This window comes from Lysobacter sp. A286 (genome assembly GCF_054052105.1).
In genome coordinates, this window is the sequence record NZ_JBSVRJ010000001.1 from 710,823 (window position 1) to 725,791 (window position 14,969).

Below are 14,969 nucleotides of genomic sequence, written 5' to 3' on the forward strand. Positions count from 1 at the left end.
CAAAAGGGGAGCAACTGAAATGAAGCGTACGCAAGGTGGCATGACCCTGGTGGGGTTCATTATCGTTTTGGGGGTGGCTGGTTTGTTCATCTACATGGGGATGAAGGTGATTCCCATGTATTCGGAGTACTACTCGGTCAAGCAGGCCCTGGCAGGCCTGGAAAACGAAGCGGATATCGCCAGCCAATCGCCGGCAAAAATCAAGGACATGTTTTTTCGCCGTCTGTACATCAGTTACGCGGAAACGGTGAAGCCCGAGCACGTCAAGATCGTGCGCCAGGATTCCGGGTACCTGATCACGGTGGATTACGAAGTGCGCAAGCCGCTGATTGCCAACCTGGACGTGGTGGGCAAGTTCAGTACCGAGAAGCAATTGCGGCGCGGCATCGGGAACCCCTGACCGGGATCGGATGGTGACTGACCGGATTGGCCATGTCTTCGCGCGGACCGAGTTGCTGTCCCAGGCGCTGACCCATCGCAGTGCCGGTGCGCCCCACAACGAGCGGCTGGAATTCCTCGGTGACGGGCTGGTCAACCTGTTTGTTGCCGAAGCGCTGTACCTGCGCTGGCCACGAGCCGACGAGGGCGCGCTGACCCGCGCGCGCGCCGAGTTGGTGCGCGAATCGGCCCTGGCGCCAATTGCGCGTGCGCTGGCACTGGGCGATCGGCTGACACTGGGCCCGGGGGAGATGAAGTCCGGCGGACATCGCCGCGATTCGATCCTGGCTGACGCCGTGGAGGCCCTGGTTGCGGCCATTTACCTGGACGCCGGGTTCGAGGCCTGCCGGGCCGTGGTGATGCCATGGTTCGCTGAGCAGATGGACGCGTTGCCGCCGCCGCACAAGGTTGGCAAGGACGCCAAGACGCGGCTGCAGGAATGGCTGCAAGGCCGGCAAAAGCCGTTGCCGGTATACCAGTTGATCGCCGAAAGCGGTGAGGATCACGCCAAGACCTTCCGGGTCAGCTGCACCCTCGGGCAACCCATGCTGGTGACTGAAGGTGAGGGCAATTCGCGTCGTGGCGCGGAGCAGGCGGCGGCGGCAGCGGCATTGGCGGCCGTCACGGCGGCCTGAATCGGGTGGCGGTGGGCGACCGCTCACCTGTCTGGCTTTACAATCTCCCCATGAATCCATCACACCGCAGCGGCCACGTCGCCGTCATTGGCCGTCCCAATGTCGGCAAATCCACCCTGACCAATGCCCTGGTTGGCGCCAAGGTGAGCATCGTCTCGTCCAGGCCACAAACCACCCGTCACCGTTTGCTGGGTATTGCCACCTTTGCCGATGGCCAACTGCTGCTGGTCGATACGCCCGGCCTGCATCGTGACCAGGGCAAATCCACCGCGACCGCCATGCATCGCTGGATGAATCGCGCGGCGCGGGGCGCGCTGGAAGGCGTGGATGCGGCGATGCTGGTGGTGCGTGCAGGCAAGTGGGAAGAGTCGGACAGCTTCGCCTACCAGGCGCTGCGCCACGCGGATGTGCCGGTGATCCTGGTGGTCAACCAGATCGACCGGATGAAGGACAAGACCGATCTGTTGCCCTACCTGGCGCAGGTATCGGAAGGACGTGACTTCGCCGGGATCCATCCGATCTCCGCGCTCAAGCGCAAGGGGCTGGACCCGCTGGTCAAGCAGTTGCTGGGGCTGATGCCCGAGCAGGCGGCGCAGTATGCCGATGATGAGATCACCGACAAGAGCCAACGCTTCCTGGCCGGTGAACTGGTCCGCGAGCAGCTGATGCGCCAACTCGGCGAGGAACTGCCGTATGCCACCACGGTGGAAATCGAGCGGTTCATCGTCGACGGCCCGCTGCTGCGGATCGGTGCGGTGATCTGGGTCGAGCGCGATGGCCAGAAGGCGATCGTGATCGGCAAGGGCGGTGAACGGCTGCGCGAGATCGGCACCCGGGCGCGGATACAGATGGAGCAACTGTTCGCGGCGAAAGTGTTCTTGGAAACCTGGGTCCGTGTACGCGAAGGCTGGTCGGATGACGAGGCCGCGCTGCGGGCGTTTGGCTACCACGACTGACACCATCATCCACGGTGGGACCTGCGAGTGGCCATGCGCCTGAACAAGGAACCCGCGTTTGTCCTGCATGCCCGCGCGTGGCGCGAGACCAGCTTGCTGGTCGAGGTGCTGAGCGCCAACCATGGCCGTTTGGGGCTGGTGGCGCGCGGCGTGCGCGGCGCACGGCAACATTCATTACGCGCGGCGTTGCAACCGTTGCAATGGATCGCCCTGGATGCCGTGCAACAGGGCGAATTGGCCCAGTTGCGCAGCGCCGAGGCACTGGATGCGGCGCCGCGCCTGACCGGCGAGGCGATGCTGGCGGGGTTCTACCTCAACGAATTGAGCTTGCGACTGACCCCGCGGGGTGAGCCGCAACCCGGGCTTTTCCTCGCCTACGCAATCACCCGCGAGCGACTGCGTGCCACCGAGCCACTGGGATGGACATTGCGGCGCTTCGAGCGTGACCTGCTGGAAGCGTTGGGCTACGGCCATGACTGGACGTGCGACAGCGATGGCGTCCCCATCGACCCGGCCGCCCGCTACCGGGTCGACCCCGAGCGTGGCCTGCAGCGGCTGCTCAGCGATCGTGGCCATGACGACCGCCGACAGGCCGCGACCGGGCGTGGACTGTTGTCGCTGGCCGCCGACCAGCTGCCCGCGGACGACGACCTGCCGGGACTGCGGCGCGTGATGCGGGTACTGCTGGCCCATCACCTCGGGCCACGTGGCTTGAAGTCATGGGAGATGCTGGCGGCCCTGCCAAGGATCGGTCGGCGCTAACGCAACCCGGCAAGCGTGGCTTGCGCCGCGGCATCGAAGCGGGAGATCGCCACCGTGGTTTCCGGGTCCTGCTGCAATGCCTGCACCGACGCGCCCAAGCGTGCCGCACCCACGAAACCGCAACTGGCGCGCAGCTTGTGCAGCTCGTCGTGCAGTTGGTCAAGCTGGCCCGCGCCCGCCGCGTCCATGACCCGCTGGCGCACGGACGGAAGCTCGTCGCTGAAAAGCCGTCGCAGCGTCTCGATGTGGTGGCGGTTGCCATTGAGTGCGGTGGCGGCGGCATCGTCATCCCATAGCGGCGGGTTGTCGGTGGCATCGGTGGCCACTTCGATGTCGGTCCCGGTGTCGACCGCAAGCCCAAGCACCCGCCGCACCGCCGCTTGCAGGTGGGTGGACGACAAGGGTTTGACCAGGACCTCCTCGAAGCCTGCCAGTGCAAGCGCTTCCAGCACGGGCGGCTCGCGGGAGGCGGTGTGGGCGATCCCGGGAATGCCCGGGTGCAGCGCCTGCAGCCGGGCGAGCAATGCCGCTCCGGTGCCGTCGGGCAAGCTGGCATCGAGCAACCACAGGTCGTACCGGCCCGTGTTGGCCAGCGCCAAGGCCGCCGCCATGTTCCCGGTGCAGTCCACCCGGGCCGGCAACGCGCCCACGGCGGCGGCGAGGAAGGCGGCGCTGGTCGGATCGTCCTCCACCAGCAAAACGCGGGGCAGGTCGGGTGTCGTATTCATCGGGAACCCTGCCTTGGCTGGTTATGCTGCGACGATGGTTTTTTCGATACTACCCTTGCGACTGCGCCGTTTGTCCAGCGCCGCCGGTGTCCTGATGCTGGCGGCGCTGCTGGTGAGCGGTGCGGCACAGGCACGCTCGGTCACCGCGCACATCGATCGAGTCGATAGCGCGGTCGCCAACCTGCGCGGGGTGGAGGTGGAACTGTCGTGGCCAGCCGATGCACCGCAAGGGGCGCTGCGGTTGCAGGTGCGCGAGGCCGTGTCACCTGCGCTGGGCTATCGGTTCACAGGGCTGGACTGGCGCTGCCCGCTGCAGCGCGTGGAAGCGGCAGACGGAGACAATAACCGTTGGCGCTGCACCGGCCCGGTGCGTGGCGACGACAAGGTGATGCAGCTATCGGTCGTAATCGACGCGGCGTCGACCCATGCCAGGCTGTCGGACGGTGATCAACGGATCGAACTGCACCGCAGCGCGGCCCGGCCCGATGCCACCCGGATCGATCTGGTCCAGGTGCCGTTGGCCTGGGCCCAGGCGCTGGCGTCGCAGGCCTGGGAGGCGGCGCGAATCACCGGCGGCACCCTCGATAGCCAGCTGCTCATCACCGCGCCCGATGATGCTCCATTGCGGATCGCCGGTCCGCTCGCCCTGCATGCGGCCGGATTTGATACGCCCGATGGCACGATTGCCGCGGCAGGGCTGGAGGCACGGCTGGATATCGAGGCCCTGCTGGGTGATCGTGACCGCGTCAACGTGGCCGGTACGCTGGGAGACGGCGAGCTGCTGTTTGGCTCCACCTATGTGTCGTTGCAGCAGCGCCAGGTCGACTTGCTGGTGGCGGCGCAGCGGCAGGATGGACAGGGCTGGCAACTGCCGCGCCTGCAATGGCATGACCCCGGATTGCTGGTGGCCGACGCCACGGCGGCGTTTGACCTGGACGGCGGTCTGCAAGCCCTGGACGCGCGCGTCCACGCTCCGGTATTGGCACCGCTGCGGGACGGCTACCTGAGCGGCTGGCTCGGGATGGCGGGGCTGGAAGAGCTGACGCTGGATGGCAGCGCCGATGCACGGGTGCGATTGGAGGATGGGGCATTGGTCGAGGCTTCACTGTCGCTGCATGAGGTGAGCTTGACCGACCCAGACGACCGATTCGGCTTTCAAGGACTGGATGGTGACCTGCGCCTGTCCTCCGCTTCCCCGGTGGACAGTGAGCTGCGCTGGCGGGGTGGCACGTTGCATGGCATTCCCTTCGGCGCGGCCTCGCTGCCCTTCACCAGTGATGCCGGAGCGTTGCGCCTGGCGGAACCGGTTGATCTGTCCATCCTCGGCGGCAATGCGCACTTCAATCACCTGCAGATCCGACCGCCGGCGGCCGACCGGGAGCTGGACATCCGCTTCGGCCTGGCGTTGCAGGCACTGGACATCGCGCAGCTGTCGGAGGCCTTGGATTGGCCGGCGTTTACTGGCCAGCTGAGCGGGACCATTCCCCATGCCAGCTACGTCGGTGACCGCTTGCAGTTCGATGGTGGCCTGAACGTGCAGCTGTTCGGCGGCGAGGTGGCGGTAACCGGGCTGTCGATGGAGCGTCCGTTCGGTGTGCTGCCGACACTCTCGGCCGATATTGCCTTCAATGACATCGACCTGCTGTCGCTCACCGGCGCATTCGACTTTGGCAGCATCAGCGGCAAGCTTGACGGCAGCATCGCCGAGCTGCGACTGGTGGATTGGCAGCCGGTTTCCTTCTCGGCCCGCATTGCCACCGACCGCCATCGCGGTGTGCGCCAACGGATCAGCCAACGCGCCGTGCAGGACCTGACCAGCGTCGGCAACGCGTCGTTCGTGAACTCGCTGCAATCACAATTGATCGGCTTCTTCGATGACTTCGGCTATTCGAAGATCGGAATCGGCTGCACGCTGTCACGGGAGGTGTGCACGATGGACGGGATAGGTTCAGCGGGCGAGGGCTTTATACTCGTACGTGGCTCGGGCCTGCCGCGATTGACCGTGGTGGGCTTCAACCGCCGGGTCGACTGGCCGACGCTGGTTGAACGCCTCGCCGCGGTAGGCAAGGGTGACGTGAAGCCGGTAGTTGACTAGCGTGTTGTGGACTAGCGTGTAGTCGACTAGCGTAGCGTCGAATCCATATTCGGGGACTTCCCCAGGAGATAGCTCATGCGTCGTTGGATGGGAATTCCGGTTGCTGCGGTGATGATCACCGCCTGCGTCACGATCAATGTCTATTTCCCGGCCGCCGAGGCGCGCGAGGCGGCCAAGCAGTTCGTCGAGAAAGTTATCGGCGATCAACCCCAGCCCTCTACTCCGGTCGAAGAAGGCGACGGCGGGCCAAGCGCCATGCTGGATGCGGGCTTGCTCAAGCAGTTGGCTTCGCAGGTTGACGTGTACGCCTTGATCGGCATCGGCAGTGCACGCGCGCAGTCACCGGACATCAGTATCCAGACGCCGGCGATCCAGGCGATCCAGGCACGCATGGCCTCACGCTTCAACTCCAGCTTGCGCGCGGGCTTCGATGCCGGCGCGCTCGGGTTTGCGAGCGACGGCACGATCGTGGTCCGCGATGCTTCCAAGTTGGCGTTGAAGGACCGGGCCAAGGTCCAGCAGGCGGTGGCGGAAGACAATCGCGACCGCAATGCGGTGTACCGGGAAGTGGCGGTCGCCAACGGTCATCCAGAGTGGGAGTCGCAGATCCGCGAGGTGTTCGCCAAACAGTGGATCGCCAGCGCACGCAGTGGCTGGTGGTACCAAAGCGGCGGTGCGTGGAAGCAGAAGTAGGGATTGCCGCGAGCCGCGCGATCGGGGCGCATCTGCGATAATGCGCGGCCCGGTTTCCTGCGTCTTGCCTGTGGCCCGCATTGATAAAACCCCCTTTGAGGCCGTAATCGACGGCATCACCCACGACGGCCGCGGTGTCGCTCATCTTGAGGACGGCAAGGCGATCTTCATCGCCGGTGCGTTGCCGGGCGAGCGGGTGATGGCGACCCGGACGGGTCGTCATCGCAGCTTCGACGAGGCAAGGACGGTAGAAGTGCTGGAGGCGGCGCCCGAGCGGGTCGAGCCGCGATGCAGCCACTTTGGCACCTGCGGCGGCTGCGCCATGCAGCACTGGGCCCAGGACAAGCAGATCCTAGCCAAGCAAAACGTGTTGCTGGAGAATTTCCAGCGCATCGGCCACGTCACGCCCGAGCGCGTACTTGAGCCGTTGACCGGTGCGGCCTGGGGCTACCGTCGCAAGGGCCGGTTCTCGGTGCGCAGGGTCGACAAGAAGGGCAAGACGCTGGTCGGCTTTCGCGAAACCGATGGGCGTTTTGTCGCCGATATTTCCCATTGCCACACCGTGATTCCGGCGATTGGCGAGAAGGTCGAGGCGCTGGGGCTGTTGGTCGACAGCCTGCAGGCCCGTCGTGAAATACCGCAGATCGAGTTCATCGCCGGCGACCCCACGCCGGACTTCAACGGTATCGCCCTGACCATCCGCCACATGCTCCCGTTGACGGCGGATGACCTTGCGGCACTGGTCGCCTTCGGCCAGCAGCACGAGTTTGCGATCTTCCTGCAACCCGGTGGGGTCGACAGTGTGCATCCGTTGTGGCCGCAGGATCCAAAGCTCGCTTTTCGCCTGCCGCAGTCGGACCTGGAGTTCGGGTTTCAGCCTTTGGACTTCATCCAGGTCAACGCCGGTCTCAATGGCAAGATGATCGAGCTGGCGATCGAGTTGCTGGACGCGCAAGCGGATGACCGGGTGCTCGACCTGTTCTGCGGGCTGGGCAACTTCACCCTGCCGCTGGCGCGCCGCGTGCGCGAAGTGGTGGGGGTGGAAGGCGATGCGGGACTGGTCCAGCGTGCCCGCGACAACGCGGAGCACAACGCGATCGGCAATGCCAACTTCCACGCCGCGGACCTGGCCAGGGACCTCGGCGATCAACCATGGATGCGCGAAGGCTTCGACAAATTGCTGCTGGATCCACCGCGCTCGGGTGCCGATTTCGTGCTGACGCAGTTGCCGCTGGAGCAGTTCAAGCGGATCGTCTACGTGAGTTGCCATCCGGCGTCGCTGGCGCGTGATGCCGACTACCTGGTCAATCAACGAGGCTGGAAGTTGCGCGCGGCGGGGGTGATGGACATGTTTCCGCACACCGCCCATGTCGAGTCGATCGCGATGTTCGAGCCGGGCTGACAGCCGATGGCGATTGAAATCGAGCGCAAGTTCCTGGTCGTTGGCGATGGCTGGCGCGGCGCGGCAGACAAGGTGGTGCCGATGGCGCAGGGTTATCTCAACGACCTGGCGGCGATGGACGAGGCGGGCGAGGGCCGCGCGATGAAGGCTTCGGTGCGGGTGCGGATTGCCGGCGATGCGGCCTGGCTCAACCTCAAGTCGCGCCAGTCGGGGCACACCCGGCAGGAGTTCGAGTATCCGATCCCGGTGCCCGATGGGCGCGCGCTGCTGGCGTTGAGCGTGGGCGGCCTGATCGACAAACGGCGGCATTACGTGCGTTTCGAGGGTCACCTGTGGGAGGTCGATGAATTCCTCGGCGACAACGCCGGGCTGGTGGTGGCGGAGATCGAACTGGGACACGCCGATGAGGCCTTCGCGCACCCACCCTGGCTCGGCGCCGAGGTCACCGATGAGGTCCGCTACTACAACCTGACGCTGGCCAATCGACCGTACACGCAATGGAGCCAGGCGGAACAGCGCGTCCACCGGAGCTGATCAACTGCGCGACAATGGCGATATTGCCTTATCTTGACCTGTCCAGGAGTTTCCCATGCTCGTGATCGGCATTGCCGGCACCGAACTGACCGCGAAAGAGCGCGACTGGCTGCAGCACGATGCCTGCGCCGGCGTGATCCTGTTCACACGCAATTTTGCGTCCAGGGCACAAGTTGCCGAGCTGTCCCAGGCCATCCGCGCGGCCGCTCCACGCCCGCAACTGATCTGCGTGGACCAGGAAGGCGGCCGGGTACAACGCTTCCGTGACGGTTACAGCGCACTGTCATCCCTGCAGGAGTTCGGCAACCTGTTTGCACGCGATCGCGAGGCGGCGTTGAAACTTGCCGGAGAGCACGCGTGGGTGATGGCGAGCGAGATCAAGGCCAGTGGCGTGGACCTCAGCTTTGCCCCGGTGGTCGACCTCGGCCGTGGCAACCGTGCGATCGGTGACCGGGCGTTTTCCGAAGATCCCGCGATCGTCGCCGAGTTCACCAGGGCTTATGTGCGCGGCATGCATGAGGCGGGGATGGCGGCGACGCTCAAGCATTTCCCGGGTCATGGCTCGGTGCTTGAAGACACCCATTTTGACGATGCCGTCGACCCTCGCTCGCTGGAAGAGATCCGGGCATCGGATCTGGTGCCATTCGTCGCCGGCATCGAAGCCAGGGCCGACGCGGTGATGATGGCGCACGTGGTCTATCCGCAGGTTGCGCCGGAGCCGGCAGGGTATTCAAAGCGCTGGATCGAGGAGATCCTGCGCCAGGAAATGGGCTTCCGCGGGGTGGTGTTCTCCGATGACATCGGCATGGCCGCCGCGTTCTCGGCCGGAGGCATCAAGCAACGCGTCGAACTGCACCTGGATGCCGGCTGCGATGTGGTCCTGGTCTGTCACCCCGAGCTGGTCGAGGAGTCGTTGAAGGCGGTGGAAGGACGCAAGCTCAACACCATGGCCTTGGGCGGGCTGATTGGCGGCGGCCCGATGGGCTGGGACAACCTGCTCGCCGACGCCCGTTACCAGAAAAATCGGGACCTCCTGGAAGGGCTGGCATGACTACCCCCCTGTTGCGTGACGCGCTTGCCAATGCGGACCTGTTGTTTGACCGTGAAGCGCTGGAACGGGCAATCGCACGCATGGCCGTCGCCATCCGCGCGGATTATGCCGACCCGAGCCTGAGCGGCGCGGAGCATTCCGATATCGACCCGGTCGATGCGCGCCCGGTCTACCTCACGGTGATGCACGGCGGCATGCCGTTTGCCGCGCAACTGGGGTTCGAGCTGGGTGCGCTGGGCCTGGACCTGGAGTTCGACTACCTGCACGCCACCCGCTACCGCGGCGCGATGACCGGCGGCGAGCTGGCCTGGAAGCACCGCCCGGCAACCTCGCTGCGCGGTCGCCGGGTGTTGTTGGTCGATGATATTTTCGACGAGGGCCACACCATGGCGGCGATTACCGCGTGGTGTCGCGAGCAAGGCGCGGCGGACGTGCGGATTGCCGCACTGGCAGTGAAAATCCACGACCGCTGCGTACCGGGCCTGCGTGCCGATTATGTCGGGATCGAGTTGCCGGACCGTTACGTGTTTGGTTACGGGATGGATTACCACGAGCAAGGCCGCAACCTGCCGGCTATCTACGCATTGAAGGATTGAGCCATGGACAAGCCCGTCGACAAGCCCATCGAACTTGCCGTCATCGGTGGTACCGGTCTTTACCGGTTGGCCGAGCTTGTCGATGTTGAATCGCACCAGCCGGCAACCCGTTTTGGCGTCCCCTCGGGGCCGGTGCGGGTCGGTACCCTGGACGGCCACCGGGTGGCATTCCTGGCCCGTCACGGAGAGGGCCATTCCCTGCCGCCCCACCGGATCAATTACCGCGCCAACCTCGCGGCGTTGCAGGCACTGGGCGCGCGCCGGGTGCTGGCGCTCAATACCGTCGGCGGCATCACCGAGCGCTTCGGGCCCGGCGTACTGGGCTCCCCCGACCAGTTGATCGATTACACCTGGGGCCGGGTGTCGAGCCTGTGCGATGACAGCGTGGATGGAAGCGGTGGCGACGAGGTGCTGCATGTCGATTTCGGCGAGCCTTACACCCGGTCGCTGCGCCACTTGCTGATCACCGCCGCGGCGAGCGCGGATATCGAGATGGTTAGCACCGGCTGTTACGGCGCCACCCAGGGGCCGCGACTGGAAACCCGCGCGGAGATTGCACGGATGCGGCGTGATGGCTGTGACCTGGTCGGCATGACCGGCATGCCCGAAGCCGGCCTGGCGCGCGAGATGGGGCTGGAGTACGCCTGCCTGGCGATCGTTGCCAACTGGGCCGCGGGTACGGGACCCGATCCCGACGAGGTGATCACCTTGCAGGATGTTCTGGACAACGTTGCGAGGGCCTCGTCCAGCGTGCCGGCGCTGTTGCGCCAGCTGCTGGACAGCTAGCAGGCGGCAGCGGCGGTCGCGGTGCGCTAGATTCGGGGCTCAGCCGTGACCGGAGTCGGCAATGAAGCCGCCATCGTTTGACAGCTCGACCTACCAGACCCATCAGGTCCAGAACCAGCCGCCGCCGTTCGCGCCGCGCGACCTGTGGCGTGATGACGTGGTCCTGCGTGAGGCCGCTGCGGCGGAAGGCGCTGGCGCGTACCTGGAGCCGCTGGGTACCTACGGAGACTTGGCCGGCAGCCACCTGTACGAGTGGGCGTTCGATGCCCACCGTGACCGGCCGCGGCTGCGTGGCTACGATCGGTTCGGGCATCGAATCGACCGGGTGGAGTTCCACCCCGCGTACCACGCCCTGATGCAGGCCGCGATCGAGCACGGTGTCGCCGGTTTGTCGTGGCGTGACCCGCAACCCGGGGCGCATGTCGCGCGCGCCGCGTTGAGTTACCTGCACCATCAGGTCGAGCCCGGCACCAGCTGCCCGCTGACCATGACCCACGCTGCCGTGGCGGTACTGCGCCGTGAACCGGCCCTGGCGGAATGGGCGGACAAGGCGGCCGCCCCGCATTACGACTCGCGCGAGCTGCCCATCGGCGACAAGGCCGGCGTCACCATCGGCATGGGGATGACCGAGAAGCAGGGCGGCAGTGACGTGCGCAGCAACACCACCGTCGCCATGCCGCTGCCCGATACCGGCGAGCCGTCCGCGGCATCGACGTACCGGCTGGTCGGACACAAATGGTTCTTCTCGGCACCGATGAGTGACGGCTTCCTGGTCTTGGCGCAGGCGCCGGGCGGCTTGAGCTGCTTCCTGATGCCGCGCCGGTTGGCCGATGGCAGCAAGAACGCGTTCCGCCTGATGCGCCTGAAGGACAAGCTGGGTGACTGGTCCAACGCGTCCGCGGAAGTGGAGTTCTGCGGTGCGCGGGCATGGCGCATCGACGAGGAAGGCCGCGGTATCGCCACCATCCTGGAAATGGTGATGCTGACCCGGCTGGACTGCATGTTGGGCAGCGCAGCGCAGATGCGCATGGCCTTGGCGCAGGCGATCCATCATTGCCGTCACCGGCGTGCCTTCGGCCAGCGGTTGGTGGACCAGCCACTGATGCGCAACGTGCTCGCCGACCTGGCGATCGAGGCCGAAGCGGCGCTGGTGCTGTCGATGCGGATCGCCCGCGCGGTCGATGCGGCGCCGCGCGATCCTGCTGAGGCGGCGCTGGCGCGGGTGGCCACCGCGATCGGAAAATACTGGATATGCCGGCGCGCGCCGGCATTCGTCAACGAGGCCCAGGAGTGTCTGGGCGGGAATGGCTATATCGAGGAATCGATCTTGCCGCGGTTGTATCGGCAAGCGCCGCTGAACTCGATCTGGGAAGGCAGCGGCAACATCCAGTGCCTGGATGTCCTGCGTGCGTTGTCGCGTGAGCCGGAAACCGCCGCTGCGTTGTGGGCGGAGCTGCAGCTTGCTGGCGATGGCCATCCCGACCATGCCGCCGCAGTCGACGCCCTGCGCGCGCCGCTGCATGGCGAAGTCGTCGTCGACCCGGCTGGGGCCCGCCATTTCGTCGAGCGGCTGGCGCTGGCCCTGCAAGCCGGCATCCTGTTGCGTGCGGGCAGCCCTGTGGCGGAGGCGTTCTGCCGCAGCCGCCTGGGCGGTGCGCACGGACTGGCGATGGGGACCTTGCCGGCGGACCTGCCGCTGGACGGTTTGATCGAGCGCGCGCTACCGGTCGAGTTCAGTACGTCAGGTTGAGCTGCATCCAGGCGCTCCTCGATGCCGATCTCTCCGTCAGGGATTGCCGCAGGGTGGGTCGCGATCAATCCAGGAATTGCAGCTTGGCCAGCTCCGCGTACAGGCCACCCTGGGCCAACAGCTGGTCATGGCTGCCTTCGGCGACCACGCGGCCATGGTCGAGCACCACGATGCGGTCGGCCTTCAACACCGTTGCCAGCCGATGGGCGATGACCAGCGTCGTGCGGCCCTCCATCAAAGTGTCCAGCGCTTGCTGGACGGCGCGCTCGCTCTGCGCATCCAGCGCGCTGGTGGCCTCGTCGAGCAGCAGGATCGGGGCGTCCTTGAGCAACGCACGGGCAATGGCGATGCGTTGTTGCTGGCCACCGGACAAGCGCGCGCCGCGTTCGCCCAATTCGGTATCCAACCCTTGTGGCAGCGCCTGGATGAAGTCGGTGGCGTGGGCGGCCTCGACCGCGGCCTCCACATCGCCATCGCTGGCTTCCAGGCGGCCGTAGCGGATGTTGTCACGCGCGGTGGTGGCAAAGATGCTTGGCTGCTGCGACACCAGCGCCATTGCGCTGCGCAGTTTGCCCGGATCGAGCTGGCGTATATCGATGCCATCCACGCTGATCGTGCCGCTGCGTGGGTCGTGGAAACGCAGCAACAACGACAATACCGTGCTCTTTCCCGCGCCCGACGGGCCGACCAGCGCTACCGTCTCGCCCGGTTGGATGTGCAGGCTGAAATCTTCCAGCGCCGGCCGGTCGGGACGCATCGGGTAGTGGAAGGTGACGTGATCCAGCTTGATCTCGCCGCGTACCGGTTGCGGTAGTGGCTGCGGATGCTCCGGCGCGGTGATCACCGAGGTTTCCTCCAGCAGCTCGCTGATGCGTCCCATACCGCCGGATGCTCGCTGGATCTCGTTCCAGACCTCCGCCAGCGAGCCAATCGAACCGCCGCCGATCAGTGCATACAACACGAACTGACCCAGCGTGCCGGCGCTCATGTTGCCATCCATCACGTCGTGTGCGCCCGACCACAGCACCAGCGTGATCGCGCCAAATACCAGCATGATCGCGATCGCAGTCACCCAGGCCTGGGCCTGGATGCGGCGGCGCGCGGTGGCCACGGCAATCTTGAGCGAATCGCGGAAACGACCCAGCTCGTAGGACTCGCGGACATGCGCCTGCACCGTGCCCACGGCACCCAGGGTCTCGTTGGCCAGCGTGTTCGCATCGGCAACGCGGTCCTGGCTGGCACGGGAGATTTTCTTCAGCCGGCGACCGCCGACCACGATCGGCAACACCGCCAGCGGGATGCCGACCAGCGCGTAGGCTGCCAGGTGCGGGCTGCTGACAAACAGCATCACGATGCTGCCAACGAAGGTCACCAGGCTGCGCAGGGCGACCGACATGCTGGTGGCGATCAGGCTGCGCAGCAGCTCGGCATCCGCCGTCAGCCGCGAGACCAGTTCGCCGCTGCGGCTGCGGTCGTGGAAGCTGGCGTCCAGGGTGATCAGGTGCGAGTACAGGCGCTCGCGCAGGTCGGCAACCACGCGTTCGCCCAGCAAGGACACAAAAAAGAAACGGGCCGCCGTCGCCAGTGCCAGTGCCACGGCCACCGCGAACAGCAGCATGAAAGCCTGGTCGATGGCGCTGCCGCCGCCTTGGGCAAAGCCCTTGTCGATCATCGTCTTGAACGCGATCGGCAGGCTCAACGTGGCCGCTGACGAGCACGCCAGCGCCACCAGCCAGCCACTGAACAAGCCGGTGTGCTTGCGCACGAAGGGCCACAAGGTTTGCAGGCTGCCGATGGAGGGTTTGGGTGGGGTTTCCGGGCTGGGGGCGGACGCGGTATTGGCAGTCATGGCGACTATTGTCCGCTATCGACGGGGTGCGCGTCGCGCTGCTGCAGCCGCGCACGATCGCGGGTGGCATCGCGCAAATGGCTGGTCAGTGCCCCCAGTTGGCGCGCGGGCAGGCGCAGTTGCAGGACACTGCCGCCGGCATGGAACCGCTCGTCGAGCTTGTCCACCTGATACGCGACCAGAGCGGCGTGGACCGCGCCGGTGTCGGCGAAATCAAATGCAAGCTGGCAGTGGATGTACTCGATCAGCTCGCGGCGCGGAGCGGTTCGCAGGCATTCGGCGGCACAACCGCCATACGCACGCACCAGGCCACCAGCTCCCAGCTTGATGCCGCCAAACCACCGGGTCACCACGGCGATGACCTGATCCAGCCCCTGGCCGTCAATCGCGGCGAGAATGGGCCGTCCGGCGGTTCCGGCGGGTTCGCCATCATCGCTGGAACGGTACAGGCCGCCGATCCGGTACGCCCAACAGTTGTGGTTTGCGGTAGCGTCGGCGACTTCGGTGACGAAGGCCAGCGCGTCTTCCGGGGAGGCCACGGACGTGGCCAGGGCCAGGAACCGGCTGTTCTTGACCTCGATTGCATGGCGGACGGATCGAGCCAGGGTATGGCTGTTGGCAGTCTCGTTCATCGCCTGCAGGGTACCCATTGGCGATACCGACGCAAGGGCGTTGGTGGATAACGGGCGCGAAG

General features: G+C 65.9%; 15 protein-coding genes. 12 read left to right on the forward strand and 3 right to left on the reverse strand.

What is annotated here, in order from left to right; translation table 11 throughout:
* The first annotated feature begins 19 nt into the window (after positions 1–19).
* Genes ACW7G0_RS03440 through recO form a run of 4 tightly spaced genes read left to right on the forward strand, consistent with a single transcriptional unit; the run spans position 20 to position 2,791 of the window.
* Positions 20–400 (forward strand): DUF4845 domain-containing protein, encoded by a 381-nt coding sequence (locus ACW7G0_RS03440; protein WP_456987624.1) that lies wholly within the window; start codon positions 20–22, stop codon positions 398–400.
* A 10-nt stretch (positions 401–410) separates the two neighbouring features.
* The gene (gene rnc / locus ACW7G0_RS03445) at positions 411–1,073 is read left to right on the forward strand and encodes a ribonuclease III (protein ID WP_456987625.1); all 663 of its coding nucleotides are present in this window, start codon (positions 411–413) and stop codon (positions 1,071–1,073) included.
* 50 nt (positions 1,074–1,123) lie between these two features.
* The gene (era, locus tag ACW7G0_RS03450) at positions 1,124–2,029 is read left to right on the forward strand and encodes a GTPase Era (protein WP_456987627.1); all 906 of its coding nucleotides are present in this window, start codon (positions 1,124–1,126) and stop codon (positions 2,027–2,029) included.
* A gap of 33 nt (positions 2,030–2,062) precedes the next feature.
* Entirely contained in the window at positions 2,063–2,791 is a 729-nt protein-coding gene (gene recO, locus ACW7G0_RS03455; RefSeq protein ID WP_456987628.1) for a DNA repair protein RecO, read from the forward strand.
* Here recO and ACW7G0_RS03460 read toward each other — a convergent pair.
* On the reverse strand, positions 2,788–3,519 hold the full coding sequence (locus tag ACW7G0_RS03460; protein WP_456987629.1) for a response regulator: 732 nt from the start codon (positions 3,517–3,519) through the stop codon (positions 2,788–2,790). The two genes, recO and ACW7G0_RS03460, sit on opposite strands and share 4 nt — an antisense overlap.
* A 55-nt stretch (positions 3,520–3,574) precedes the next feature.
* Here ACW7G0_RS03460 and ACW7G0_RS03465 point away from each other — a divergent pair, with 55 nt between their 5' ends.
* The 8 genes from ACW7G0_RS03465 to ACW7G0_RS03500 all read left to right on the forward strand — a co-directional run bounded on the left by ACW7G0_RS03465 (position 3,575) and on the right by ACW7G0_RS03500 (position 12,426).
* The gene (locus tag ACW7G0_RS03465) at positions 3,575–5,614 is read left to right on the forward strand and encodes a hypothetical protein (protein ID WP_456987630.1); all 2,040 of its coding nucleotides are present in this window, start codon (positions 3,575–3,577) and stop codon (positions 5,612–5,614) included.
* A gap of 75 nt (positions 5,615–5,689) precedes the next feature.
* Complete coding sequence (locus ACW7G0_RS03470) at positions 5,690–6,307, forward strand: DUF1318 domain-containing protein (RefSeq protein ID WP_456987632.1); 618 nt, start codon at positions 5,690–5,692, stop codon at positions 6,305–6,307.
* 70 nt (positions 6,308–6,377) lie between these two features.
* Positions 6,378–7,709, forward strand: coding sequence for a 23S rRNA (uracil(1939)-C(5))-methyltransferase RlmD (gene rlmD / locus ACW7G0_RS03475; RefSeq protein ID WP_456987633.1), 1,332 nt, complete (start codon positions 6,378–6,380; stop codon positions 7,707–7,709).
* A 6-nt stretch (positions 7,710–7,715) separates the two neighbouring features.
* Positions 7,716–8,243, forward strand: coding sequence for a CYTH domain-containing protein (locus ACW7G0_RS03480; RefSeq protein WP_456987635.1), 528 nt, complete (start codon positions 7,716–7,718; stop codon positions 8,241–8,243).
* Between the two features lie 55 nt (positions 8,244–8,298).
* Positions 8,299–9,294 carry a beta-N-acetylhexosaminidase gene (nagZ, locus tag ACW7G0_RS03485; protein ID WP_456987636.1) on the forward strand — a complete coding sequence of 332 codons (996 nt, stop codon included), beginning with the start codon at positions 8,299–8,301 and terminating at the stop codon, positions 9,292–9,294.
* Entirely contained in the window at positions 9,291–9,890 is a 600-nt protein-coding gene (locus tag ACW7G0_RS03490) for a hypoxanthine-guanine phosphoribosyltransferase (protein ID WP_456961997.1), read from the forward strand. The genes nagZ and ACW7G0_RS03490 overlap by 4 nt, the downstream gene beginning before the upstream one ends.
* Positions 9,891–9,893: 3 nt before the next feature.
* Entirely contained in the window at positions 9,894–10,676 is a 783-nt protein-coding gene (locus ACW7G0_RS03495; RefSeq protein ID WP_456987638.1) for an S-methyl-5'-thioinosine phosphorylase, read from the forward strand.
* A gap of 61 nt (positions 10,677–10,737) precedes the next feature.
* The gene (locus ACW7G0_RS03500) at positions 10,738–12,426 is read left to right on the forward strand and encodes an acyl-CoA dehydrogenase family protein (protein ID WP_456987640.1); all 1,689 of its coding nucleotides are present in this window, start codon (positions 10,738–10,740) and stop codon (positions 12,424–12,426) included.
* A gap of 64 nt (positions 12,427–12,490) precedes the next feature.
* On the opposite strand, the gene ACW7G0_RS03505 is transcribed toward ACW7G0_RS03500, so the two are convergent.
* Both ACW7G0_RS03505 and ACW7G0_RS03510 read right to left on the reverse strand, forming a co-directional pair.
* A complete protein-coding gene (locus ACW7G0_RS03505) occupies positions 12,491–14,275 on the reverse strand; it encodes an ABC transporter transmembrane domain-containing protein (RefSeq protein WP_456987641.1) in 1,785 nt (594 codons plus the stop codon).
* A 5-nt stretch (positions 14,276–14,280) separates the two neighbouring features.
* Positions 14,281–14,925 (reverse strand): IMPACT family protein, encoded by a 645-nt coding sequence (locus ACW7G0_RS03510; protein WP_456987643.1) that lies wholly within the window; start codon positions 14,923–14,925, stop codon positions 14,281–14,283.
* Between the last annotated feature and the right edge of the window lie 44 nt (positions 14,926–14,969).

What these genes read in the sequence shown, in the direction of transcription:
- era (WP_456987627.1), top strand. Translation starts at nt 1,124, where the DNA reads ATGAATCCATCACACCGCAGCGGCCACGTCGCCGTCATTGGCCGTCCC.
- rnc (WP_456987625.1), top strand. Translation starts at nt 411, where the DNA reads ATGGTGACTGACCGGATTGGCCATGTCTTCGCGCGGACCGAGTTGCTG.
- recO (WP_456987628.1), top strand. Translation starts at nt 2,063, where the DNA reads ATGCGCCTGAACAAGGAACCCGCGTTTGTCCTGCATGCCCGCGCGTGG.
- ACW7G0_RS03500 (WP_456987640.1), top strand. Translation starts at nt 10,738, where the DNA reads ATGAAGCCGCCATCGTTTGACAGCTCGACCTACCAGACCCATCAGGTC.
- ACW7G0_RS03490 (WP_456961997.1), top strand. Translation starts at nt 9,291, where the DNA reads ATGACTACCCCCCTGTTGCGTGACGCGCTTGCCAATGCGGACCTGTTG.
- ACW7G0_RS03440 (WP_456987624.1), top strand. Translation starts at nt 20, where the DNA reads ATGAAGCGTACGCAAGGTGGCATGACCCTGGTGGGGTTCATTATCGTT.
- ACW7G0_RS03495 (WP_456987638.1), top strand. Translation starts at nt 9,894, where the DNA reads ATGGACAAGCCCGTCGACAAGCCCATCGAACTTGCCGTCATCGGTGGT.
- ACW7G0_RS03460 (WP_456987629.1), bottom strand. Translation starts at nt 3,519, where the DNA reads ATGAATACGACACCCGACCTGCCCCGCGTTTTGCTGGTGGAGGACGAT.
- ACW7G0_RS03480 (WP_456987635.1), top strand. Translation starts at nt 7,716, where the DNA reads ATGGCGATTGAAATCGAGCGCAAGTTCCTGGTCGTTGGCGATGGCTGG.
- ACW7G0_RS03510 (WP_456987643.1), bottom strand. Translation starts at nt 14,925, where the DNA reads ATGGGTACCCTGCAGGCGATGAACGAGACTGCCAACAGCCATACCCTG.
- nagZ (WP_456987636.1), top strand. Translation starts at nt 8,299, where the DNA reads ATGCTCGTGATCGGCATTGCCGGCACCGAACTGACCGCGAAAGAGCGC.
- ACW7G0_RS03470 (WP_456987632.1), top strand. Translation starts at nt 5,690, where the DNA reads ATGCGTCGTTGGATGGGAATTCCGGTTGCTGCGGTGATGATCACCGCC.
- ACW7G0_RS03505 (WP_456987641.1), bottom strand. Translation starts at nt 14,275, where the DNA reads ATGACTGCCAATACCGCGTCCGCCCCCAGCCCGGAAACCCCACCCAAA.